Genomic DNA, 22,596 nt, shown 5'->3' with positions numbered 1-22,596 from the left:
GCCGATCCCGCGCGCCAAAGACACATCTTGACATGCAACCTTTTGGTTGCCTATTATCCTTGCCATGGATGAGGTCTTCAAAGCGCTCGCCGACGCATCACGACGCTCGCTCTTGGACAGGCTTCACGCCAGGAACGGCCAGACGCTGAACGAACTCTGCGAGGGCCTTGCGATGACACGCCAGGCCGTGACCAAGCACCTTGGGATTCTGGAGGAAGCCAATCTCGTCACGACCATCAGGCATGGCCGCGAGAAGCTGCACTACCTCAACCCGGTGCCGATCCATCAGATCGGCGAACGCTGGATCAAGAAATTCGAGCGCGGCAAGCTCGCCGCGCTCGGTGAGTTGAAACGTCAGTTGGAGAAGCGCGATGAGTAAGCCGGAATTCGTCTACGTCACCTACATCGAAACCACGCCGGAAAAGCTGTGGGAGGCGCTGACCTCGAGCGCGTTCACGCGCCAGTACTGGTTCGGCGCCGAGGTTCGCTCGGACTGGAAGCTCGGCTCCCCCTTCGCGCTTCTGCTCGACGGCGAAGTCACCGATTCCGGGGAGATCCTGGAATCCGATCCGCCGCGCCGGCTGTCCTACAGCTTCAAGCACCACAAGTTCGAGGAGCTCCGCGGCGAACCGGTCTCACGCGTCGTCTTCACCATCGAACCTTTCGGCTCGCTCGTGCGTTTGACCGTGCTGCATGACGGCTTCGTCGAGGGCGGCAAATATCTCGGCGCCGTCTCCAACGGTTGGCCGGCGATCCTGTCCGGGCTCAAGAGCCTGTTGGAGCGAGGCCACGTCCTCGCCATTCCGCGCGCGGCGCTGAACAAGGGATTCGACGCAAAATGAAGCTCGATCAATTCAAGCCGCTGACTGTCTACACCATCTACATCGCTTCCACGCCGGAGAAGGTGTGGGAGGCGCTGACCTCGGCGGAGTTCAGCAAGCAATATTTCTTCGGCAACGCCGTGGAGGTCGAGCCGCGCCTCGGCGGCGCGTTCATCGTGCGGACGCCCGATGGCGCGCTGCACATCAGCGGCGAGGTTCTCGCCTACGAACCGCCGCGAAAGCTGGCGGTGACGTTCAACGTCAACTGGCCCGAGCTGATCGAGAAGCTCGGGCCGACGCTCGTGACCTACGAGATCGAACAGGTCGGCGATGCGGTCCGCCTCACCATGAGCGAACGCCACGATCGGCCGCTCAGCGACGATATCCTCGAAGGGGGACGGCAAGGCTGGCCCGCGATTCTTTCCAGTCTCAAGAGCGTGCTCGAGACCGGCAAGCCGCTGGTGGTGAAGATGGGCCCGCCGCAGCGAATGCTCGATGCGCTGAAGGCGATGGGAATCAAGACGCCGTAAAGCGCGACGATCTCCGTTGTCGTCCCGGACAAGCGCGCCTCAAGCGTGCGCCGATCCTGGACCCATAGCCACAGGGTGAAGTTTGGCGAAGACTCGTGGCAGCGACTTCGCACGACAACTTCTTCTTGGGATTATGGGCCCCGGATCGGCGCTCTGCTTCGCTCGCTTGTCCGGGACGACACCGAGATTAAGGCACCGGCGCCACCAGCCGCCGATACAGATGCCAGGTCGCATGCCCGAGCACCGGCAGCGTCACGATCAGCCCGAGGAAGTAAGGCAGCGCCGAGACGATCAGCAGCATGACGATCACGGCGGCCCATGAAATCATCGGCAGCGGGCTCGTCACCACCGCGCGCACGCTCGTCACCATCGCCGTGACGAAATCGACCTCGCGGTCGAGCAGCAGCGGAAACGACACCACGGTCAGCGAGAACAGGATCAGTGACAGCACGGCACCGACCGCATTGCCGATGCCGAGGAACAGCAGACCCTCATTGGTCGTCAGCACCACCGTCATGAACTCCTGAAGGCTGGAGAAGGAGGCGTGCAGGCCGAGCAGCAGCGCGATCAGGAGCCGCACCTGGTACATCCAGACCACGAAGACGAACAGCGTGACGAATGCCATCCAGCCGATCTCGCTGCGCGAGCGCACGGCCGACCAGATGGCGCCGAAGGAGACCGGCTCACCGCGCTCGCGGCGGCGGCTGACCTCGTAGAGGCCGATCGCGACGAACGGCCCGATCAGCGCGAAGCCTGCCGCCAGGGGATAGACGAGATAGACCATGCCGAAGGCGGTGAGGCACAGCATGATGAGGATGCCGCCGGCGGCGTAGAGCGCGCCGAAGCAGAGACCGTAAAGCGGCAGCGCCTGGAAATCACGCAGACCCTCGACCAGCGCCTCCGCGATGTCGGTCGCCGCGACGGGACGCACCACCGGATCGACCTTGCCCGAGATGGACATCAGCTTCCTCCGCAGATCGGGCGCGATCTTCGTCGCGCGCAGGTTGAGCGCAATATTAGCGCCGCCGCGCGCCGGCGCAACTCGATGCTGGCCGGCGCGAAGAGCAGCGGCGACGCAGCAATGCTTGCGATGCGAAATCTTTAGCCTTTGGTGCGATTTTCACGCCTATGGCTATGGACGGGGCAGATGATCGTGCCTCAAATTGTACCTCCGAGCACCGTCGCCCGAGAGCGGATCGTTCACCGATGAGCCTGCGTACCCGGTTACTGATCCTCGTCATCGCGGCGATGCTCGTGCCGGCGATCCTGGTGGGGCTGCGGTTCGTGCAGAACCGGACCAGCGAAGTCGACGCGGCGCTGGCCAATCTGGCCGCAACCGCCGACGACATTGCGAACGATCTGGGCGAGAAGATCCAGGGCACCGCCCAGCTTCATTATGGGCTCGCCCGTGCCCGCGACCTCGACACCCGCGACAAGGCGGCCTGCTCGGCGTTTCTGTCGGATGTCCGCGAAGAATATCCGCAGTTCACGGGCATCCTGACCATCGATCCCGACGGCAGCCTGTTCTGCGACTCGCTGCGGACCAACCGCACGCTCGACCTGAACGACCGCGGCTACTTCAAGGAGGTCAAGAATCTTCAGGGCGTCGTCGCGGTCGAGCCGGTATTTGGCCGCCTCACCGGACTTTCGGTGCTGCAGATCGCCTATCCCGTGCGATCGGATACGGGCGCGCTGAAATTCGTGCTGCTTGCGTCCTTCAACTTGAACAAATTTGCGGAGTTTCACCACAGGCGGCTGCTCGGCGAGAAGGAGATCCTCTTCGTCGATGCCAAGGGTACGGTCCTGGTCGCCCCCAAGGGTGGCGGCTGGAGCGAGCCCGTCGGCGGGTCCATTGCCGGCTCCGACCTGTTCCGCTTCGCGGCAGCGCCCGATGGCGAACCGTTCCGGGAGATCACCGATGGCGGCGGCCGCACGCAGATCTGGGGCGTTGCCCGCTCGCCCTCGATCCGCAAGGTCGGCCTCACCATCATGGTCGGACGCTCCAAGGACGGACTTGTCGCGGCGGCGAACCACCGGCTTTACGAGGACCTGACAATTCTCGCGGTGGCCTCGCTGCTGCTCCTGGGCGGCTTATGGATCCTCACGACCGTGAGCATCGGGCGACAGGTCGGGCGGCTCGCCACGATGGCGAAGAGCCTCGGACGCGGCGATCTCGGCGCGCGCATTCCCGAGCCCCATCCGGGCGGCGAACTCGGCGGATTGATGACCCTGCTCAACGGCACCGCCGAGTCGCTCGAGCATCAGCGCGCCGCCATCGCGGATCTCAGCCACAAGCTCAGCCAATCCCAGAAGATGGAAGCCATGGGCCAGCTCACCGGCGGCGTGGCGCACGATTTCAACAATCTCCTGACCGTCATTCTGGGCAATTCGGAGCACCTGGCCGACAGGCTTGCAGGCAACAAGGAATTGCAGCGGATCGCCGGCGACATTGCGACCGCAGCCGAGCGTGGGTCCGACCTGACACGGAGCCTGCTCGCCTTCGCACGCAAGCAGCCGTTGCGGCCACGAGAGATCGACATCGCCGAGCAGGTGATCGGCATGGAGCAGCTGCTACGCCGGACTCTCGGCGAGCACATCGAGTGCCGCTTCGCGTTCGGACCGGATCTGTGGCCAGTCAGCGTCGATCCCGGTCAATTGACGACGGCGCTGCTCAACCTCGTGCTCAACGCCCGCGACGCGATGCCGGAAGGCGGCAAGCTGACGGTCGAGGTCCACAACAGCTCGCTCGGTGAATCCGACCTCGACGTCAACGGCGAGCCGCGGCCCGGGAACTACGTCATGGTGGCCGTGACGGACACCGGCAGCGGCATGACCACCGAGGTCGCGGGTCGCGCATTCGAGCCGTTCTTCACCACCAAGGAGGTCGGCAAGGGAACCGGCCTTGGCCTCAGCATGGTCTACGGATTTGCGCAGCAGTCCGGCGGGCTCGTGCAGATGCAATCCGAACCGGGACAAGGCAGTGCCGTCAGGCTGTTCTTTCCCCGTCTTGCAACGCAGTCGAGCGAGGCTCCGCCGCCTGCGGAGCGGACCGTCGCACCGGCGGGACACGAGACCATTCTCCTCGTCGAAGACGACGACATGGTGCGCGCCTATGTCGAGAACGAGCTCAGGACGCTCGGCTACCGCGTCATCACCGCGTCGAACGGACCCGCAGCGTTGGAATTGCTGCGCAGGCCCGGGGACATCCAGTTGCTGTTCACCGATGTCGTGATGCCTGGCGGCATGTTCGGACCCGAGCTCGCAAGGCAAGCGACGGCGCTGCGGCCCGATCTCAAGGTGCTCTTCACCTCCGGCCACAGCCAGGATCCCGTCAAGACGCCGGACGGGATCAACGCACGCATTCTGACAAAGCCGTTTCGAAGGCAGGATCTTGCCGCAATGCTGCGGTCCGCGCTGTCCTCGGGATCGCGGTAGTCAGCCGCGCGCTGCGAGCACAAGCGCCACTGCGAGATTGGCCGCGAACAGGCCCGCATCGATGACGAAGATCCGGAGCATCGGGCCGTTCAACACCGGCCAGTAAGCCATCCCGACCCGTCCGCCCCGCATCAGCAAGGTAGGCGTCGGGCTCCAACGTCATCCCGCGCCAGCCGTAATACATGAGCTCGAGCGCCGCATCCAGATCGTGCAGCTTCTCGAGCGAAGCGCGGTGAAGTCCCGTGGCTTGAGACGTCTTTGCCATCGTCAGAAGTCAGCCTTGAAAGCGGTCAGCCCTTGGCCCGCAGCTCGCGCCGCAGCACCTTGCCCGTCGCCGTCATCGGCAGCGTCTCGGCGAATTCGACGAAGCGCGGATATTCGTGCGCGGCGAGCTGCACCTTGACGAACTCCTGGATCTCGCGCGCCAGCGCATCGCCCGGCGCAAATCCGGGCCGCAGGACGATCCACGCCTTGATCGATTCGGTGCGGATCGGATCGGGAATGCCGACCACCGCGGCCATCGCCACCGCGGGATGCTTCATCAGCGTATGCTCGATCTCGGAGGGACCGACGCGATAGCCGGCGGTGGTGATGACGTCGTCCTCGCGGCTGACGTACCAGAAATAACCGTCCTCGTCCTGTACGCCGAGATCGCCGGTGAGCAGGAATTCGCCGGCATATTTCTTCGCTGTCGCCTCCGGATTGCGCCAATATTCGAGCATGGTGACGGGGCACGGCTGGCGCACGCCGATGATGCCGCGCTCTCCGCGCTGCTGCTCTTCGCCCTTGTCGTTGACGATGCGGACATCGAAGCCCGGCGTTGCCTTGCCCATCGAACCCGGGCGGATCGGAAACAAATTGGAGTTGCTGCCGATCACGAGATTGCACTCGGTCTGGCCGAACACCTCATGCGCATCGATACCGAAGGTCTCGCGCACCCAGCCGAGCAGCTCGCCGCCGAGCGATTCCCCGCCGGTGAAGATGCTGCGCAGCTTGACGCCTGCGTGCTTCACGCCGGCCTGCCGCATCAGCTTGAGCGCGGTCGGCGGCAGGAAGACGTTGCGGACGCCGAGATCGGCCATCATCTGCATCGCCGCCTGCGGTTCGAACTTTCGCGCACGATGGCCGACCAGGGGAATGCCGTGATACCAGAACGCAAGCAGGCCGTTGACGAGGCCGCCGATCCAGGCCCAATCCGCCGGCGTCCACATCAGGTCGCCGGGCCTGGGGAGGAAGTTGTGACACATCTCCACATTCGGAAGATGGCCGAGCACGACGCGGTGCGCATGCAGCGCGCCCTTCGGGTTACCTGTCGTGCCCGACGTGTAGATGATCAGCGCGGGATCGTCGGCCGAGGTGTCGACGTTTGCAAAATCCTCGGATGCGGTTTCGATCGCTGACCAGAACGGCTTTGCGCCGGCGTGGACGGCGCCGCTCGTGACATAGATATCCTGCAGATAGGGCAGCCGATCGCGGATTTTCGTCAGCTTCTCCCAGCCAGCCTCATCGGTGATGATGGCTCTGGCTTGCGAATTCGACAGGCGGAATTCCAGCGCGTCCTCACCGAACAGCGCGAACAGCGGGATCGAGATCAGGCCGGAGCGGAACGCCGCCATATGCGCGATCGGCAACTCCAGCGACTGCGACAGGAACACCGCGACACGGTCGCCGCGCGCGAGCCCATCCGCCTTCAGCACATTGGCGAAGCGGCGCGACATTTCCGCGACCTCGTCGAAGGAGGTGCGCGTCGTGGCGCCGTTCTCGTCGACATAGATCAGCGCGAGCCGGCCGGTGCCGTCGGCATGGCCATCGCAGCACGCCTGCGCGATGTTGAAGCGCGCGGGGATGTCCCAGCGGAAGTTGCGATAGAGCTCGTCATAGGTCTTGGCTTCGGTCAGCATGGCTCGGCGTTCCACGGTCACGGCGTTATGGCCGGACGAATTCCGGCCATCCACGCTCTTCTTGCTTGCAGCCAGTTTAAGGCGGTGGATGCCGGGGACAAGCCCGGGCATCACGGTGCGGCGACATTCCGGGGCGGTCCGCAGACCGAACCCGGAATCTCGAGATTCCGGCTTCGACGCTGGCGCGTCGCCCCGGAACGACAGCAAGAGAGCTACCGCACCGTCGCGAAGAACTTCTTGACATCGCGCACGAACAGCTCCGGCTGCTCGAAGGCGGCGAAATGGCCGCCTTTCTCCATCTCGCTCCAATGCGTGATGTCATGAAAATTCGGCTCCATCCAGCGCCGCACCGGCGTGATGATCTCCTTCGGGAACACCGCGACACCTGTCGGCACCTTCACCACCGGCGTCGTGCGCCGCTTGCCAAAACTTTCCCAGTAGAGCCGTGCCGAGGAGGTCGCCGTCTCCGTCGCCCAATAGAGCATGACGTTGTCGAGCAACTCATCCTTGGTGAAGATGTTCTCGGGGTGTCCGTCGCAATCGGTCCAGGCCCAGAATTTTTCCAGGATCCAGGCAGCCTGCCCGCTCGGGGAATCCGCGAGGCCATAGCCGAGCGTCTGGGGGCGCGTCGATTGCTGTTTGGAGTAGCCGGAGTCGAGATCGATATAATGCTTGAGGCCGGCCAGCGCGCGCTTCTCTTCCGCCGTCGGTTCACCCTCGACCTTCGGTGCGGCGTTGAAGGCGAGCGTGATGTGGATGCCGGCGCAGTGCGCCGCATCCTGCGCGGCGAGCGACGTCGTCACCGCCGAGCCCCAGTCGCCGCCTTGCGCGCCGTAGCGCGTGTAACCCAGCCGCTCCATCAGCTTCGCCCAGGTCGCAGCGATGCGGTCGACGCCCCAGCCGGTCGCCTTGGGCTTGGCCGAGAAGCCGAAGCCCGGCAGCGAGGGACAGACGACATGAAACGCATCCGCGGCATTGCCGCCATGCGCGACGGGATCGACCAGCGGCGCGATCACCTTCTGGAATTCGACGATCGAGCCGGGCCAGCCATGGGTGATGATCAGCGGCAGCGCCGACGGTTCCTTCGAGCGCACGTGGATGAAGTGGATGTCGAGCCCGTCGATCTCGGTGGTGAACTGGTCGAAGCGATTGAGCTTTGCTTCACGCGCCCGCCAGTCGTAACCGTTTGCCCAATAGGCGCAGATCTCCTGAATCCATCGCAGCGGCGCGCCCTGGCTCCAGTCGTCGACCAGTTCGGCATCCGGCCAGCGCGTGCGGGCAAGGCGTGACTTGAGGTCGGCGAGGACGTCGTCGCCGATGGCGATGCGAAACGGCTTGATGGCGGTCATCGTGCCTCCCCTTGTTGTCATTCCGGGGCGCGCGCAGCGCGAGCCCGGAATCCATTGATCAACAGATTTGGCGGCCCGATAGATTCCGGGGTCGTGCTCCGCACGCCCGGGAATGACGGCTAGCCCGAGAGCGCGGCCTTCACCAGGCCCGAGGCCTTGCCAAAATCCATCTGCCCGGCGTATTTCGCGCGCAGCACGGCGATCACCTTGCCCATGTCCTTCATGCCGCTGGCGCCGGTCTCGCCGATAGCGTCTGCGATCGCCTTCTTCACCTCGTCCTCGGCCATCTGCTTCGGCAGGTACGCCGAGATCACCGCGATCTCCTCGCGCTCCTGCGCTGCGAGCTCGGCGCGGCCGCCCCTGTCGTAAAGCTCGACCGCCTCCTGGCGCTGCTTGATCATCTTCTGCAGCACGGCGAGCAGGTCGGCGTCCGAGAGCGGCGGCTTGCCCTGCCCGCGCGCATCGATGTCGGCGTTCTTAATGGTGGAGTTGACCATGCGCAGCGTGGACAGCTTGCGCTCGTCCTTGGCCTTCATGGCCTCCTTGACCGCATTGTTGATGTCGTCGCGCAGCATGATCGGGATCCCTTTGAATCTATGACGCCTGATCTAGGCCGTTCGCGGCCTCTAGACAACCTCGGTTCCGAGCCATTCGGTCAGCGCCTGCACTGTCGCCTCCGGCTGTTCGGCTTGCGGCAGGTGCCCACAGCGATCGAGGATCACGAGCCTCGCGCCGGCGATGCCCTCGGCCATTTCCTTCGACAGCGCATTCGGGATGGTGTTGTCGGTATCGCCCGTCAGCACCAGCGTCGGGCATTTGATCGTCGCCAAGGTCGGCCGCGAATCCACCCGGGCGATGATCGCGGTCTGCTGCCGCAGATAGCCTTCGACGCCGACGTCCTCGTCCTGCGCATGCACGAGCTTCAGAATATCAGCATCGTCGCGCCGCGACGGATGCACGAGCTCCGGAAAGCTCTCCTCGCGGACGGCGCGGAGCTCGCCGCGCCTGGCGCGCTCCATCAGGCCGCGGCGCCGCGCGGTCGCCTCCGGCGTATCGGGCCGCGCCTGGGTGTTGATCAGGGCAAGCATCGCCACCCGCTCGGGCGCCTGGCGCATGATCTCGAGCGCGATATAGCCTCCCATGGAATCGCCGGCGAGCGCGAAGCGCGGCGGCGCCTCGCGCAGCACCCGCGCGGCAATCGCCGCCATGCTGTCGTCGCGGATATGGTTGGCGATCATCACCGGGCCGAACCGCCACAGCGCCGGGATAACCGGGGCATAGATCCGGGCCGAGGAGGCCAGCCCCGGAACCAGCACAATCGGGGTGGTCTGATCCATTATTGCCTCGTAAGCCCAGGAAATTGCCGGAAATTGTGCGGCCGAGCTTACGGGCGGCAGGAGGCCTGTCAAATATGCAAAAACGCATGTGAATCCGGCCTCTCCCGCTTTGACGGGCGGGCGCGGGGGGACTATGAAACGCGCTCATGACACAACATGACAATGATCCCGCCTGGCCGGACCACAAACCGACCGCGCTCCTCGTGCTTGCCGATGGCACAGTGCTGGAGGGCTTTGGTCTCGGCGCCGAAGGCCACGCCGTCGGTGAGGTCTGCTTCAACACCGCGATGACCGGCTATGAGGAGATCCTCACCGATCCCTCCTATGCCGGCCAGCTCATCACCTTCACCTTCCCGCATATCGGCAATGTCGGCACCAACGAGGACGACATCGAGACGGTGAACATGGCCGCGACGCCCGGCGCGCGCGGCGTGATCCTGCGCACCGCGATCACCGATCCCTCGAACTACCGCGCCACCAAGCACCTCGACCAGTGGCTGAAGGCCCGCGGCATCATCGGTCTCTCCGGCATCGACACCCGCGCGCTGACCGCGCTGATCCGCAGCAAGGGCATGCCCAACGCCGTGATCGCGCATTCCAGGACCGGCGAGTTCGACCTGCACGGCCTCAAGGAAGAGGCGCGCGAATGGCCGGGCCTCGAAGGCATGGACCTCGTGCCGATGGTCACCAGCGGCCAGCGCTTCACCTGGGACGAGACGCCCTGGCTGTGGGACAAGGGCTTTGGCCGCCAGGACAAGCCCGAGTTCAATGTCGTCGCCATTGACTACGGCATCAAGCGCAACATCCTGCGCCTGCTCGCGGGCGTCGGCTGCAAGGTGACGGTGGTGCCGGCGACGACCTCGGCCGAAGACATCCTGGCGATGAAGCCGGACGGCGTGTTCCTGTCGAACGGCCCGGGCGATCCGGCTGCGACCGGCAAATATGCCGTGCCGGTGATACGGGACGTGATCAAGTCGGGCACGCCGACTTTCGGCATCTGCCTCGGCCACCAGATGCTGGGCCTCGCCGTCGGTGCCAGGACGAAGAAGATGCATCAGGGCCATCACGGCGCCAATCATCCGGTCAAGGACGAGACCACCGGCAAGGTCGAGATCACCTCGATGAACCACGGCTTTGCCGTGGACGAGACGACGCTGCCGAAGGGTGCAACGCAGACCCACATCTCGCTGTTCGACGGCTCCAATTGCGGCATCCAGCTCGACGGCAAGCCGGTGTTCTCGGTGCAGTACCACCCCGAGGCCTCGCCGGGCCCACGCGACTCGCATTATCTTTTTCAGCGCTTTGCCGATCTGATGCGGCAGAAGAAGAGCGCGTAAATCGCAAAGACGCCGGCGGACGAGACCGCCGGCTATCCGTCACGGACGCATGAACATGAAGTCCGTGTCGGGGTCGCAGTTCTCGGCGATGAAGCGCAGCTCGGCCTGGATATCGGCGACGGACCTCGTCTCCAGATATTTGGAGATCACGAGACCCAGCAAGGCGCGGCAGACGGCTTCGTGCCCGAGGCCGGATCTCTCCGCCTCGTCGACGGCCGCCGAGAAATGACGCTGCGCAACGTCGGATGCGTACATGGCGTTCCCTCTCCTTCTTTGATCTGCGTGCCCGCCAATGGCCACCAGCGCCTTGATCTCCGTCAAGCCGGCGCAGACCGGCGCAGGAACAAGGAGACGAGCATCGTCTTGATCCCAAAGCTGTTATTACACGGAGCCCCGCCATGTCCGTCGTCCGCGACAAGGCCGAGCCGCTCGCCATCGTGTTCGAGGATGACGGGCTCGTGCCGAACAACATCCGTCCGTTCCTGGTCTACCAGGCCGCGGTGAAGCTCGATCCGAAGCAGCCGGAAGCGACCATCGAAAAGCTGTTCGAGGCGAATGGCTGGGGCGGCACGTGGCGCAACGGCGTCTACGACTATCTGCATTATCACGCGACGGTGCATGAGGTGCTTGGCGTCGCGCGCGGAAGCGCACGGGTTCGCTTCGGCGGCGATCACGGCCAGGAGCTGGACATCAAGGCCGGCGACGTCGCGATCCTGCCCGCCGGCACAGGACATCAATGCATCACGGCCAGCGACGATTTCTGCGTGATCGGCGCCTATCCGCCAGGCGCGAAGATGGAGATCACGCGCGCAACGCCGGAGAACCACGCCAAGGCGCTGAAGACGATTCCGAGCGTCGCGCTGCCGCCGGCTGATCCCGTGACCGGCAAGGATGGAGCATTGATGAGGCTGTGGCGGTAGCCGCAAGCGCGGAGCAGCAGGATGGGCAAAGGCGCGCCCTTGCGCGCCGTGCCACCACTCCATCCGTACAGTCCTGCTGTTGGGCGCGCCTCGTTTTGCCCCTTGCGAAAGCTCGGCCTACGCCGCGTTGCTGCCCTCTTGCCGTGTCGCCTCGAACAGGAACCAGGTGCGGCGCTCGGTCTCGTCGATGAAGTTTTCCAAAATGCTGGCGCTGGCGACGTCGCCGGCCTCGTCGCAGACGTCGTGCGCCTTGCGCATCGCTGCTGCGACATGCTTGTTGTCCTGCATCAGCTCGCGCAGCATCTCGCGCGGCGGGACGTAGTCCTCGTTGTTGTCCTTGATGGTCTGGAGCTTGGCGACCTGGCCGATCGACTTCAGCGTGGTGCCGCCGATCTTGCGGACGCGCTCGGCAAGCTGGTCGGTGGTGGCGAAGATCTGGTCCGACTGTTCGTCGAGCAAAAGATGGTAGTCCCGGAAATGCCGCCCGCTGATGTGCCAGTGGAAGTTCTTGGTCTTCAGATACAGCGCGAAGGCGTCGGCCAGAAGCACGTTGAGCGCCTCCGACACCTTCTTGACTCCATCGGGCGACAGATCGGTGGGGGTATCGAGATCGGGCGAGATCTTGTTGTTGGTTTTGCTCACGGGAAACCTTCCTGTTAGGACGCGGACATTGACGGCGCGCCGTCGCACCCCTAACGCAAGGCGGGCAGCGCCGGTTCCTCCATCGGAACCGTTTGGCCGGGACCTTCGAATACCATGGACGATTGGATCGATTATTACGACTCGACGCACACGATCTATGTCAGCAAGCTGCATCGCGACTTGCACTTCCAGATCATTGCGCGGGACATCGTCGGCTACATCTCCTCGCCGGACGCGACGGTGCTGGACTATGCCTGCGGCGAGGCGCTGTCGGCCAACCAGGTGGCCGCCAGTTGCGGCAAGCTGATCCTGGCCGAGCCCGCACCCGGCGTGCGCGGCCGGCTGATCGCCCGGTTTGCCCCGAACACCAAGATCCGCGTCCGCTCGCTCGACGACGTCCGCAAGATGCAGGACCAGTCGATCGACCTCGTCGTCATGAACTCGGTCGCCCAATACATGACGCCGGACGAGCTCGATGCCGCGCTGCTCAACATCCGCCGCATCCTGAAGCCTTCCGGCAAGCTGGTGCTGGGAGACATCCTGCAACCCAATGTCGGCATGTTCAGGGACGTCATGGCGCTGCTCGGCTTCGGCCTCCGCCACGGCTTCCTGAAGGATGCGCTGATCGGGCTGATCAGCACCGCATTGTCGGACTACCGTCATCTGCGCACCCGCATCGGGCTGCAGCGCTACAGCGAGGACGAGATCACCGCCAAGCTGAGGGCGGCCGGGTTTGCGGTCCAGCGCGCCCACACCAATATCGGCCACAATCGCTGGCGCATGACCTTCGTCGCCAGGCCGCCTCTGGTTCGTTAAGCATAACAATTAGCCGCCGTAGCTTGTCGCAGTGCAATCGGTCATGATCGCCGCGGCCCGGTGGCGGAAGCGTCTACGCGAGGGCGGTGCAACGCTCTTCATCCTGGTTCAAATCCAGGCCGGGTCTCCAGCCTTCGCGGGCTGACGCCGCTTCGGCTGGGCAAGCCATGTCGTGGCGAAGGCTGCCTCGGCGAAGCCCGAAGGGCGAAGACGGGCGTGGCGCAGCCACGCTTTGGCCCGCAGGGGCGAAGCGTGTCCGGCGTAGCTGGAGCGAAGCGCAAGCGAAGACGGACTATATCCGCAGCTTATTCCACCTTCACCACGTCACATCCGCCCAGCAGCTGCAGCCGCTCCGCATCCTTCGCGGCGGATTTGATCACGGCATCGAGCAGGCCGGGAAAACGCGCGTCGAGGTCCTCGCGGCGCAGTCGCATGAAGCGGTTGGTGCCGGCCACGCGCGTCTGCATCAGGCCGCATTCGCGCAGCTTGGCGAAGTGATAGGTGAGGTTCGACTTGGCCCCGAGCCCGCTGAAATCGCCGCAGCAGAGCTCGCTGCTGACACGTTCTTGCTTCGCGAGCTGGTAGACGATCGCAAGCCGGATCGGATCGCTCAGGCAGTCCAGGACCATCGGCAGCTCGATTTGCTCGCGGGTGGGGTGAAGCGGGGTACGGCTCATGGACAAACCATAGCGATTCTGCGCCAATGTTCAATAGTTCTTGAACTAATTGACTCCTGATCTGCCAATGCCAATAGTTCAATAAACGTTGAACATAGGGATTTCACCAATGAGCGTGTTCTGGCTGGCCCTGGCGGCCTTCGCGATCGGCACTGAAGGCTTTGTGATCGCAGGGCTTTTGCCCGGGATCGCCGCCGACTTGCAGATTTCGGTCTCTGCCGCCGGCCAATTGGTCACCGCCTACGCCCTTACCTACGCCGTTGGCTCGCCCATCCTGGCGGTCGCACTGAACAATATCGACCGGCGCACCGTCCTGGCCTTGGCACTGTCGACCTTCATCGCCGGAAACATCGCGGCGATGCTGGCCTCCAATTACGCCCTGCTGCTCGCCTCCCGGATGCTGATGGCCCTCGGCTCGGGTCTGTGCATGCCGACGGCCCTCGCCGTGTCGGTCGCCGTCGCCTCGCCCGAGCGGCGAGGCCGCGCCGTGGCGCTGGTGACCTCGGGCCTTACGGTTGCGACCGTCATCGGCGTGCCCCTCGGCAATCTCGTCGGCAGCCTGCTCGGCTGGCGCGCGACCTTTGCCATGGTCGCCCTGATCGGCACCGTCGCGCTCGCCGGCCTCCTGCTCGGCCTGCCCCGCGGCCTGCCGCGTAACACGGCGTCGCTCAGCGAGCGGCTCGCCGTGGCGCGCCACGGCCAGGTCATGGTGGCGCTATTGATCACGATTCTATGGGCGCTCGGCGGCTTCACGGTCTTCACTTATTTCGCGGTTCCACTGCGCAGTCTCGGCTTCGAGGCCTCGCAGATCAGCCTTGCGCTATTGGTGTTCGGCGGCGCGGCTGCGATCGGCAACATGCTCGGCGGCGTGCTGGCCGACCGGCTGGGCACGCTGACCACCGCCGCGCTCGGGCTCGCCGGCATGGCGAGCGCCCTGATCCTGCATTCGCTGGTCCTGAAGCTGATGCCCGGCCAGGCCCATTACGCCGTGCTGGGCGCGATCTTCCTCTGGGGCATCTCCGGCTGGGCGTTCTATCCGGCCCAGATCGCCAGCATCATCCGGATCGAGCCGCAGGCCTCGATGATCGCGCTCTCGCTCAACGCCTCCGCGATGTATCTCGGCTTTGCCATCGGCGGGGCACTCGGCGGACTGGTGCTGGCCACCCTCTCGCCGAACGACCTCGGCTGGATCGGTGGGTCGAGCGTTGCAGCCTCGCTTCTGGTGCACCTTGCCCGTGGCTGGCAGGCGCGGCCAAAACCGGTCAAAATTGCCGGTTGATGGGCATTTTTCGGGGTTTCGCCGCCCCGAAAACTGGTCTAAGACCCACCCGCGCGCGAGGGAAGACCCCGCGCTCTCGCACAAGGGGACGCGCGGCAAGCGCGCCCTTTTTTTGTGCCCAAATTCCACTTCGACTTCGGCGAGAGTTGATGCCCAAACGTACAGACATCACCACCATCCTGATCATCGGCGCCGGTCCCATCGTGATCGGCCAGGCCTGCGAGTTCGATTATTCGGGCACCCAGGCGGTGAAGACGCTGAAGGAAGAGGGCTATCGCATCGTCCTCGTCAATTCCAATCCGGCCACAATCATGACCGATCCGGAATTGGCCGATGCGACCTATATCGAGCCGATCACGCCCGAGATCGTGGCCAAGATCATCGAGAAGGAACGTCATGTCATTCCCGGCGGCTTCGCGCTGCTGCCGACCATGGGCGGACAGACCGCGCTGAACTGCGCACTGTCGCTGCGCCGCCAGGGCACGCTGGAGAAGTTCGACGTCGAGATGATCGGCGCCACCGCCGACGCCATCGACAAGGCGGAGGACCGCCAGCTGTTCCGCAATGCCATGGAGAAGATCGGGCTGCAGACGCCGAAGTCGCGGCTTGCCAACGCCTCGGAGCTGAAGAAGTCGTTCCGCGACAAATATCTCGCCGAACGCGAGAAGCTGTCTGGCGCGGCGCTCGAAGAACTCGATCGGCAATGGACCCTCGGCGAGGGCGACCGCCGCAAGCGCTACCAGGAATATGCGCTCGGACAGGCGATGATGGCGCTGTCCGAGATCGGCCTGCCCGCGATCATCCGCCCCTCCTTCACCATGGGCGGCACCGGCGGCGGCATCGCCTACAACAAGGAAGAATTCCTCGACATCATCGAGCGCGGCCTGGATGCGTCTCCCACCAACGAAGTGCTGATCGAAGAATCCGTGCTCGGCTGGAAAGAGTACGAGATGGAGGTGGTGCGCGACAAGAATGACAATTGCATCATCGTCTGCTCGATCGAGAACCTCGATCCGATGGGCGTGCACACCGGCGATTCCATCACGGTGGCGCCGGCGCTGACGCTGACGGACAAGGAATACCAGATCATGCGCGACGCCTCGTTGGCGGTGCTGCGCGAGATCGGGGTGGAGACCGGCGGCTCCAACGTGCAGTTCGGCGTCAATCCCGAGGACGGCCGCATGGTCGTCATCGAGATGAATCCGCGCGTGTCGCGCTCCTCCGCGCTGGCGTCCAAGGCCACCGGCTTTCCGATCGCCAAGGTCGCGGCCAAGCTCGCGGTCGGCTACACCCTCGACGAGATCGCTAACGACATCACCGGCGGCGCCACACCGGCCTCGTTCGAGCCGACCATCGACTATGTCGTCACCAAGGTGCCGCGCTTCGCCTTCGAGAAATTCCCCGGCGCCTCCACCACGCTGACCACGTCGATGAAATCGGTCGGCGAAGTCATGGCGATCGGCCGCACTTTCCAGGAGAGCCTGCAGAAGGCCCTGCGCGGGCTCGAGACCGGCCTCACCGGTCTCGACGAGATCGAGATCGAGGGTCTCGGCCGCGACGACGACAAGAACGCGATCCGTGCCGCACTCGGCACGCCGACGCCGAACCGCATTCTTCAGGTCGCCCAGGCCATGCGGCTCGGCTGGTCGAACGATGACATCTTCAAATCCTGCAAGATCGACCCGTGGTTCCTCGGCGAGATGCGTGGCATCGTCGACATGGAGGAGAAGGTCCGGAAGAACGGCCTGCCAAACAACGCCTTCGGCATGCGCACGCTGAAGAGCATGGGCTTCTCCGACGCACGACTTGCGGTGCTGGCCGAGACGACGGAAGCCGAGGTGACCGCGAAGCGCCATGCGCTCGGCGTTCGCCCGGTCTACAAGCGCATCGACACCTGCGCGGCCGAATTCGCCTCGCCCACCGCCTACATGTATTCGACCTACGAGGCGCCGTTCGCAGGCGCGCCGGCGGACGAGAGCACCCCGTCCGACAAGAAGAAGGTCATCATTCTCGGCGGCGGCCCGAACCGCATCGGTCAGGGCATCGAGTTCGACTATTGCTGCTGTCACGCCTGCTTCGCGCTGCATGACGCCGGCTACGAATCCATCATGGTCAACTGCAATCCGGAGACGGTGTCGACCGACTACGACACCGCCGACCGGCTCTATTTCGAGCCGCTCACCGCCGAGGACGTGCTGGAGATCATCGCCAAGGAGCGCAGCAAGGGCACGCTGCACGGCGTGATCGTGCAGTTCGGCGGTCAGACCCCGCTGAAGCTGGCGCGCGCGCTGGAAGCCGCCGAAGTGCCGATCCTCGGCACCTCGCCCGACGCGATCGATCTCGCCGAGGACCGCGACCGCTTCAAGCGCGTGCTCGACAAGCTGCGGCTCAAGCAGCCGAAGAACGGCATCGCCTATTCGGTCGAGCAGGCAAGGCTCGTCTCGGCCGATCTCGGCCTGCCGCTGGTGGTGCGCCCGTCCTACGTGCTCGGCGGCCGCGCGATGCAGATCATCCGCGAGGAGAACCAGCTCAACGACTATCTGCTCGGCACGCTGCCGGAGCTGGTGCCCGCCGACGTCAAGGCACGCTATCCGAACGACAAGACCGGGCAGATCAACACCGTGCTCGGCAAGAACCCGCTGCTGTTCGACCGCTACCTGTCGGATGCCACCGAGGTCGACGTCGACTGTCTCTGCGACGGCAAGGACACTTTCATCGTCGGCATCATGGAGCACATCGAGGAGGCCGGCATCCATTCCGGCGACAGCGCCTGCTCGCTGCCGCCGCACTCGCTCGAGCCTGAGATGATCGAGGAGCTGGAGCGGCAGACCCGCGAGCTCGCGCTCGGCCTCGACGTCGTCGGACTGATGAACGTGCAATACGCCATCAAGGACGGCGAGATCTACGTGCTCGAGGTCAATCCGCGCGCCTCGCGCACCGTGCCGTTCGTCGCCAAGGTGATCGGCACCCCGGTCGCGAAGATCGCCGCGCGCATCATGGCGGGCGAGAAGCTCGCCGATTTCAAGCTGAAGAAGGCCAAGCTCAAGCACGTCGGCGTCAAGGAATCGGTATTCCCGTTCGCGCGCTTCCCCGGCGTCGACACGGTGCTCGGCCCCGAGATGCGCTCGACCGGCGAGGTCATGGGCATCGACCGCAACTTCGAGGTCGCCTTCGCCAAGAGCCAGCTCGGCGGCGGCACGCGAGTGCCGCGCAAGGGGACGGTGTTCGTCTCGGTGCGCGAGAGCGACAAGACGCGGATCGCGGAAGCCGTGCGCGAACTGCATTCGCTCGGCTTCAAGGTGCTGGCAACCTCGGGCACGCAGCGCTTCCTGACCGACCAGGGCATTCCGACCGAGAAGGTGAACAAGGTGCTGGAAGGACGCCCGCACATCGTCGATGCCATCACCAATGGCGACGTCCAGCTCGTCTTCAACACCACGGAAGGCCCGCAGGCGCTTGCCGACAGCCGTTCGCTGCGGCGCGCGGCCCTCTTGCATAAAGTGCCGTATTACACCACTCTTTCCGGGGCCGTGGCGGCCGCGCAGGGCATCCGCGCCTATCTGGGCGGGGACCTTGAGGTTCGTACCCTGCAGAGCTACTTTTCGGAAACCTGATCGCTAGCGGCGGCGACGCCTCCGCTAAGTGATTGGCAATGAAGCCACAATGGCCGGAGGAACCGATCCGGCCAGGTGGTGGTTCTGTTCCGGCGCCAGACCTACATAAGACCCCCCGGTGGGCGCGTGTTCAGCCGGGGAATACCGACGAATCAAGGTTGCCGCGCCCCCCGTTTTTGTCGGGCGCGCCAGCTGAAGGACGAGAAAAGAGATGGAAAAGGTTCCGATGACCCAGGCCGGCTTTGTCGCGCTCGGGGAAGAATTGAAGAAGCGCCAGTCGGAAGATCGTCCGCGCATCATCGAGCATATCGCGGAGGCGCGCTCGCACGGAGACCTGTCGGAGAACGCGGAATATCATGCCGCGAAGGAAGAGCAGTCCCACAATGAAGGCCGCATCGCCGAGCTCGAGGACAAGCTCGCGCGCGCCGACATCATCGACATCTCGAAGCTCTCCGGCGACACCATCAAGTTCGGCGCCACCGTGACGCTGGTCGACGAGGACACCGAGAAGAAGACGGTGTGGCAGATCGTCGGCGAGGTCGAGGCCGACGCCAAGAAGGGCCGCATCTCCATCACCTCGCCGCTCGCGCGCGCGCTGATCGGCAAGAAGAAGGGATCGACCGTCGAGGTCAATGCACCCGGCGGCGCCAAGGCCTATGAGATCACCAAGGTGGAGTGGCGCTAAGGATTTGCCGCTGCGCCTGTTGACGTTTCGAAAGGGCCGCGCAGTGCGCGGCCTTTTTTTGTTGTTTCGGCATAGTGCTGGAGTTGCGGTGAATATCCGCCCTCACCACTCGTCATTGCGAGCAGCGAAGCAATCCAGGCTGCCGCCGCGGAAAGACTCTGGATGGGCTCGCGGAGCCTGTCATCAGGCCGCGCTTTGCGCGGACCCGGTGGCTCGCAATCAATGACGGGAGAAGATCTACCTTCTTCCCTTCACCTCGAGCGGCACGGCAGCCTCGTATTTCGAATTATGCAGCACCAGCGAGGTCCGCACGTTGCGGACGTGGGGCGCGGCGGTGAGATGCGTGACGAAATCCTGGAAGGTCGCCATGTCCGGGGCGACGCATTTGAGGATGAAATCGACCTCGCCCGACAGCATCCAGCACTCCCGCACCAGCGGCTCGGCGCGGACGAACTCCTCGAAAGCACGCAAATCCGCCTCGGCCTGGCTGGACAGGTGCACGGCGGCGAACACGGTAACGTCGAAGCCGAGCTTGCGGGCATCGAGCAGGCCGCGATAGCCGTGGATGTAGCCCTCCTCCTCCAGAGCCCGAACGCGGCGCAGGCAGGGCGGCGGCGAGATGCCGACCCGCTTGGCCAGCTCGACATTCGTGATTCGACCGTCGGCCTGGATCTCGGTGAGAATCTTCAGGTCGATCTCGTCTAGGTTCCGCGACACGTGATTGGAACTCCTGGCCGTTGCGGCGGTATTGGGTGGCTTGTCGCAATCCTCATACCCAGTCTCCACGACCAGCGCAATTTTATTGCGCGTGCAGCGCAATCGACTTTTGTTCCTTGTTGGAAAAATCCGCCGAGAGGGAATGCAATTCTTGCATAGCTCACCAGAAGGCTTAGATTAGCTCTGACATTTCAGCGCCTCCGCGAGGCCTCCCGGCATGTTCCGCGCCCGCGCTGCAAATCCCCCGTGAAAGGCGTCCATCGAAATGTCCGCTCCTGTTCATGCAAAGGTCGTCATTATCGGCTCCGGCCCCGCCGGATACACCGCCGCGATCTACGCCGCGCGCGCGATGCTGGAGCCGATCCTGATCCAGGGCATGCAGGCCGGCGGCCAGCTCACCATCACCACCGACGTCGAGAACTATCCGGGCTTCGCCGACGTCATCCAGGGCCCCTGGCTGATGGAGCAGATGGAGAAGCAGGCGGTCCATGTCGGCACCAAGATCGTCACCGACCTGGTCGTCAAGTTGGAGACGGCGCAGCGGCCGTTCCGCCTCACCTGCGACTCTGGCGACATCTATCTCGCCGACACCGTGATCCTGGCCACCGGCGCGCAGGCGCGCTGGCTCGGGCTGCCGTCGGAGGCCAAGTTCCAGGGTGGCGGCGTGTCCGCCTGCGCCACCTGCGACGGCTTCTTCTACCGCAACAAGGAGGTCGTGGTGGTTGGCGGCGGCAATACTGCGGTCGAGGAGGCCCTCTACCTCACGAACCATGCCTCGCAGGTCACCATCGTGCATCGCCGCGATCATTTCCGCGCCGAGCGCATCCTGCAGGAGCGCTTGTTCAAGCATCCGAAGATCAAAGTGATCTGGGACTCCGCCGTCGACGAGATCTGCGGCAGCGAGAATCCCAACAAGGTCACCCATGTGCGCCTGAAGAACGTCAAGACCGGCGCGCTGTCGGACCTGAAGACCGACGGCGTCTTCATCGCCATCGGCCACGCGCCGGCGACCGAGCTCGTGAAAGACCAGATCAAGCTGAAACCGTCGGGCTATGTCGAGACCGCCCCGAACTCGACCGCCACCTCGGTCCCCGGCCTGTTCGCCGCCGGCGATGTCGCCGACGAGACCTATCGCCAGGCCGTAACGGCCGCAGGCCTCGGCTGCATGGCAGCGCTCGAGGCGGAACGTTTCTTGGCCTTACGCGCCAGCGAGCGCGCGGCAGCGGAATAAAGATCATGCCTCGAACACGCGACGGATTTACGGATATGGACTGGGACAAGCTGAAGGTGTTTCACGCAGCGGCGGAAGCGGGCAGCTTCACGCATGCGGGCGAGCAGCTCGGCCTGTCGCAATCGGCGGTCTCCCGCCAGGTCTCGGCGCTGGAGCAGGAGCTTTCGGTTTCGCTGTTCCACCGCCACGCCCGCGGCCTGATCCTCACCGAGCAGGGCGACCTGCTGTTCCGCACCGCGCATGACGTGTTCATGCAGCTCCAGGCGGCGCGCGCCAAGCTGACCGACAGCCGCGAGCGGCCGAGCGGCGACCTCAAGATCACCACCACGCCGGGCGTCGGCATCAACTGGCTGATCCCGCGGCTCGGCGAGTTCACCGCGCTCTATCCCGAGATCCGGATCTCGCTGATCGTCACCGACGAGGAGCTCGATCTGTCGATGCGCGAGGCGGACGTTGCGATCCGCACCCGCAAGCCGACGCAGCCGGACCTGATCCAGCGCAAGCTGTTCGCGATGGGCTTCCACGCCTATTGCTCGCCGGAATACATCAAGCGCTTCGGCACGCCGCGCACGCTGGAGGAGCTCGACTCCCACCGCATCATCACGCTCGCCGACGGCAACTTCGCGCCGCATCTGCAGAACCGCAACTGGCTGGTCGAAGCCGGCCGCAACGGCTCGGGTCCGCGCGAGGCCTATTTCAAGGTCAACAACATCCTCGGTCTGGTGCGCGCCTGTCAGCAGGGCCTCGGCATCGCCGCCCTGCCCGACTACCTCGTCGAGGAACAGAGCAAACTCGTGCAGCTGTTCGGCGAGTCGGATTCGATCCAGCTCGACACCTACTTCGTCTATCCCGAGGAGTTGAAGACCGTGGCGCGCGTGCAGGTGTTCCGCGACTTCGTGGTCAGCAAGGCGCAGCGCTGGCCTTCCTGATTTCCGCATGACTGACATGCGGCCTCGGCTGTTGCTGCAGGACGCTCGTCAAGCCCATACTGTTTGCACGCTGAGCCTTCGCGTTGCGCATTTGTCCCCCTCCTCCAGTGGCGCGGGAGTTCAGTAATCCCTCTTGGAAGGTGATTGTGTCGGCCTCACGTGGCCAATACCTTAAGCCGGGCTCTTTGGGCCCGGCTTTTTTTCTGTCAAATCGGCCTTCGCCCTCCGCGTGTATTGACAGTTCCAGGCATACCTCGCATCATTTGCACATGATCACGAAGTCGTGCGCAGCAATCTCGAAAAAAGGTCCCCATCCCGGGGCCTCGGATTTTTGCGCGCACTAGCTGACTTCGTCATCGCTGCAAATCTTCGAAAA

At 64.4% G+C, this 22,596-nt stretch carries 21 protein-coding genes and 1 tRNA gene; 13 read left to right on the top strand and 9 right to left on the bottom strand.

Going from position 1 to position 22,596, the window contains the following annotated elements; genetic code table 11:
- Nucleotides 1-64: 64 nt before the first annotated feature.
- Genes P6U31_RS06755 through P6U31_RS06745 form a run of 3 tightly spaced genes read left to right on the top strand, consistent with a single transcriptional unit; the run spans nt 65 to nt 1,351 of the window.
- Complete coding sequence (locus tag P6U31_RS06755; RefSeq protein ID WP_407187450.1) at nt 65-379, top strand: ArsR/SmtB family transcription factor; 315 nt, start codon at nt 65-67, stop codon at nt 377-379.
- Entirely contained in the window at nt 372-842 is a 471-nt protein-coding gene (locus tag P6U31_RS06750) for an SRPBCC family protein (RefSeq protein ID WP_407187449.1), read from the top strand. Before P6U31_RS06755 ends, P6U31_RS06750 begins: the two co-directional genes overlap by 8 nt.
- Nucleotides 839-1,351, top strand: coding sequence for an SRPBCC family protein (locus P6U31_RS06745; RefSeq protein ID WP_407187448.1), 513 nt, complete (start codon nt 839-841; stop codon nt 1,349-1,351). The genes P6U31_RS06750 and P6U31_RS06745 overlap by 4 nt, the downstream gene beginning before the upstream one ends.
- A gap of 187 nt (nt 1,352-1,538) precedes the next feature.
- Here the strand turns inward: P6U31_RS06745 and P6U31_RS06740 are convergent, their stop codons facing one another.
- Nucleotides 1,539-2,312: a DUF2189 domain-containing protein gene (locus tag P6U31_RS06740; protein WP_407187447.1), complete on the bottom strand. Its 774-nt coding sequence runs from the start codon at nt 2,310-2,312 to the stop codon at nt 1,539-1,541.
- 245 nt (nt 2,313-2,557) lie between these two features.
- On the opposite strand from P6U31_RS06740, the gene P6U31_RS06735 reads away from it, so the two are divergent.
- On the top strand, nt 2,558-4,786 hold the full coding sequence (locus P6U31_RS06735; protein ID WP_407187446.1) for an ATP-binding protein: 2,229 nt from the start codon (nt 2,558-2,560) through the stop codon (nt 4,784-4,786).
- Between the two features lie 290 nt (nt 4,787-5,076).
- Here the strand turns inward: P6U31_RS06735 and P6U31_RS06730 are convergent, their stop codons facing one another.
- The 4 genes from P6U31_RS06730 to P6U31_RS06715 form a co-directional block, all read right to left on the bottom strand.
- Nucleotides 5,077-6,687, bottom strand: a complete 1,611-nt coding sequence (locus P6U31_RS06730) for an acyl-CoA synthetase (protein ID WP_407187445.1) — start codon at nt 6,685-6,687, stop codon at nt 5,077-5,079.
- 212 nt (nt 6,688-6,899) lie between these two features.
- A complete protein-coding gene (locus P6U31_RS06725) occupies nt 6,900-8,036 on the bottom strand; it encodes an epoxide hydrolase family protein (RefSeq protein WP_407187444.1) in 1,137 nt (378 codons plus the stop codon).
- A gap of 119 nt (nt 8,037-8,155) precedes the next feature.
- The gene (locus tag P6U31_RS06720) at nt 8,156-8,611 is read right to left on the bottom strand and encodes a GatB/YqeY domain-containing protein (RefSeq protein ID WP_407187443.1); all 456 of its coding nucleotides are present in this window, start codon (nt 8,609-8,611) and stop codon (nt 8,156-8,158) included.
- 51 nt (nt 8,612-8,662) lie between these two features.
- The gene (locus P6U31_RS06715; protein WP_407187442.1) at nt 8,663-9,373 is read right to left on the bottom strand and encodes an alpha/beta fold hydrolase; all 711 of its coding nucleotides are present in this window, start codon (nt 9,371-9,373) and stop codon (nt 8,663-8,665) included.
- Between the two features lie 146 nt (nt 9,374-9,519).
- On the opposite strand from P6U31_RS06715, the gene carA reads away from it, so the two are divergent.
- Entirely contained in the window at nt 9,520-10,710 is a 1,191-nt protein-coding gene (carA, locus tag P6U31_RS06710) for a glutamine-hydrolyzing carbamoyl-phosphate synthase small subunit (RefSeq protein ID WP_407187441.1), read from the top strand.
- 39 nt (nt 10,711-10,749) lie between these two features.
- On the opposite strand, the gene P6U31_RS06705 is transcribed toward carA, so the two are convergent.
- Complete coding sequence (locus P6U31_RS06705) at nt 10,750-10,965, bottom strand: hypothetical protein (RefSeq protein WP_407187440.1); 216 nt, start codon at nt 10,963-10,965, stop codon at nt 10,750-10,752.
- A gap of 143 nt (nt 10,966-11,108) precedes the next feature.
- Between P6U31_RS06705 and P6U31_RS06700 the strand changes: the two genes are divergently transcribed.
- Nucleotides 11,109-11,630, top strand: coding sequence for a cupin domain-containing protein (locus P6U31_RS06700; RefSeq protein WP_407187439.1), 522 nt, complete (start codon nt 11,109-11,111; stop codon nt 11,628-11,630).
- A gap of 117 nt (nt 11,631-11,747) precedes the next feature.
- On the opposite strand, the gene P6U31_RS06695 is transcribed toward P6U31_RS06700, so the two are convergent.
- Nucleotides 11,748-12,272 (bottom strand): Dps family protein, encoded by a 525-nt coding sequence (locus P6U31_RS06695; protein ID WP_407187438.1) that lies wholly within the window; start codon nt 12,270-12,272, stop codon nt 11,748-11,750.
- Nucleotides 12,273-12,386: 114 nt separating this feature from the next.
- Between P6U31_RS06695 and P6U31_RS06690 the strand changes: the two genes are divergently transcribed.
- Both P6U31_RS06690 and P6U31_RS06685 read left to right on the top strand, forming a co-directional pair.
- Entirely contained in the window at nt 12,387-13,088 is a 702-nt protein-coding gene (locus P6U31_RS06690) for a class I SAM-dependent methyltransferase (RefSeq protein WP_407187437.1), read from the top strand.
- Between the two features lie 54 nt (nt 13,089-13,142).
- Nucleotides 13,143-13,218, top strand: a tRNA-OTHER gene (locus P6U31_RS06685).
- A gap of 175 nt (nt 13,219-13,393) precedes the next feature.
- Here the strand turns inward: P6U31_RS06685 and P6U31_RS06680 are convergent.
- Nucleotides 13,394-13,765: an ArsR/SmtB family transcription factor gene (locus P6U31_RS06680; RefSeq protein ID WP_407187436.1), complete on the bottom strand. Its 372-nt coding sequence runs from the start codon at nt 13,763-13,765 to the stop codon at nt 13,394-13,396.
- A 109-nt stretch (nt 13,766-13,874) separates the two neighbouring features.
- Between P6U31_RS06680 and P6U31_RS06675 the strand changes: the two genes are divergently transcribed.
- From P6U31_RS06675 to greA, 3 genes are all read left to right on the top strand, one after another.
- Nucleotides 13,875-15,044, top strand: coding sequence for an MFS transporter (locus tag P6U31_RS06675; protein WP_407187435.1), 1,170 nt, complete (start codon nt 13,875-13,877; stop codon nt 15,042-15,044).
- Nucleotides 15,045-15,193: 149 nt separating this feature from the next.
- Nucleotides 15,194-18,658 (top strand): carbamoyl-phosphate synthase large subunit, encoded by a 3,465-nt coding sequence (gene carB / locus P6U31_RS06670; RefSeq protein ID WP_407187434.1) that lies wholly within the window; start codon nt 15,194-15,196, stop codon nt 18,656-18,658.
- Nucleotides 18,659-18,869: 211 nt separating this feature from the next.
- Nucleotides 18,870-19,343: a transcription elongation factor GreA gene (greA, locus tag P6U31_RS06665; RefSeq protein WP_018643807.1), complete on the top strand. Its 474-nt coding sequence runs from the start codon at nt 18,870-18,872 to the stop codon at nt 19,341-19,343.
- Between the two features lie 237 nt (nt 19,344-19,580).
- Here greA and P6U31_RS06660 read toward each other — a convergent pair whose 3' ends face one another.
- Nucleotides 19,581-20,060, bottom strand: coding sequence for an Lrp/AsnC family transcriptional regulator (locus tag P6U31_RS06660; RefSeq protein WP_008135853.1), 480 nt, complete (start codon nt 20,058-20,060; stop codon nt 19,581-19,583).
- Between the two features lie 265 nt (nt 20,061-20,325).
- On the opposite strand from P6U31_RS06660, the gene trxB reads away from it, so the two are divergent.
- Both trxB and P6U31_RS06650 read left to right on the top strand, forming a co-directional pair.
- Complete coding sequence (trxB, locus tag P6U31_RS06655; protein ID WP_407187433.1) at nt 20,326-21,291, top strand: thioredoxin-disulfide reductase; 966 nt, start codon at nt 20,326-20,328, stop codon at nt 21,289-21,291.
- 5 nt (nt 21,292-21,296) lie between these two features.
- Nucleotides 21,297-22,220 carry a LysR family transcriptional regulator gene (locus tag P6U31_RS06650; protein WP_027575284.1) on the top strand — a complete coding sequence of 308 codons (924 nt, stop codon included), beginning with the start codon at nt 21,297-21,299 and terminating at the stop codon, nt 22,218-22,220.
- The last annotated feature ends 376 nt before the right edge of the window (nt 22,221-22,596 follow it).

The organism is Bradyrhizobium centrosematis, assembly GCF_045571495.1.
In the GTDB taxonomy this organism is placed as follows: domain Bacteria; phylum Pseudomonadota; class Alphaproteobacteria; order Rhizobiales; family Xanthobacteraceae; genus Bradyrhizobium; species Bradyrhizobium centrosematis.
This window is presented reverse-complemented; position numbering and strand designations above follow the sequence as displayed.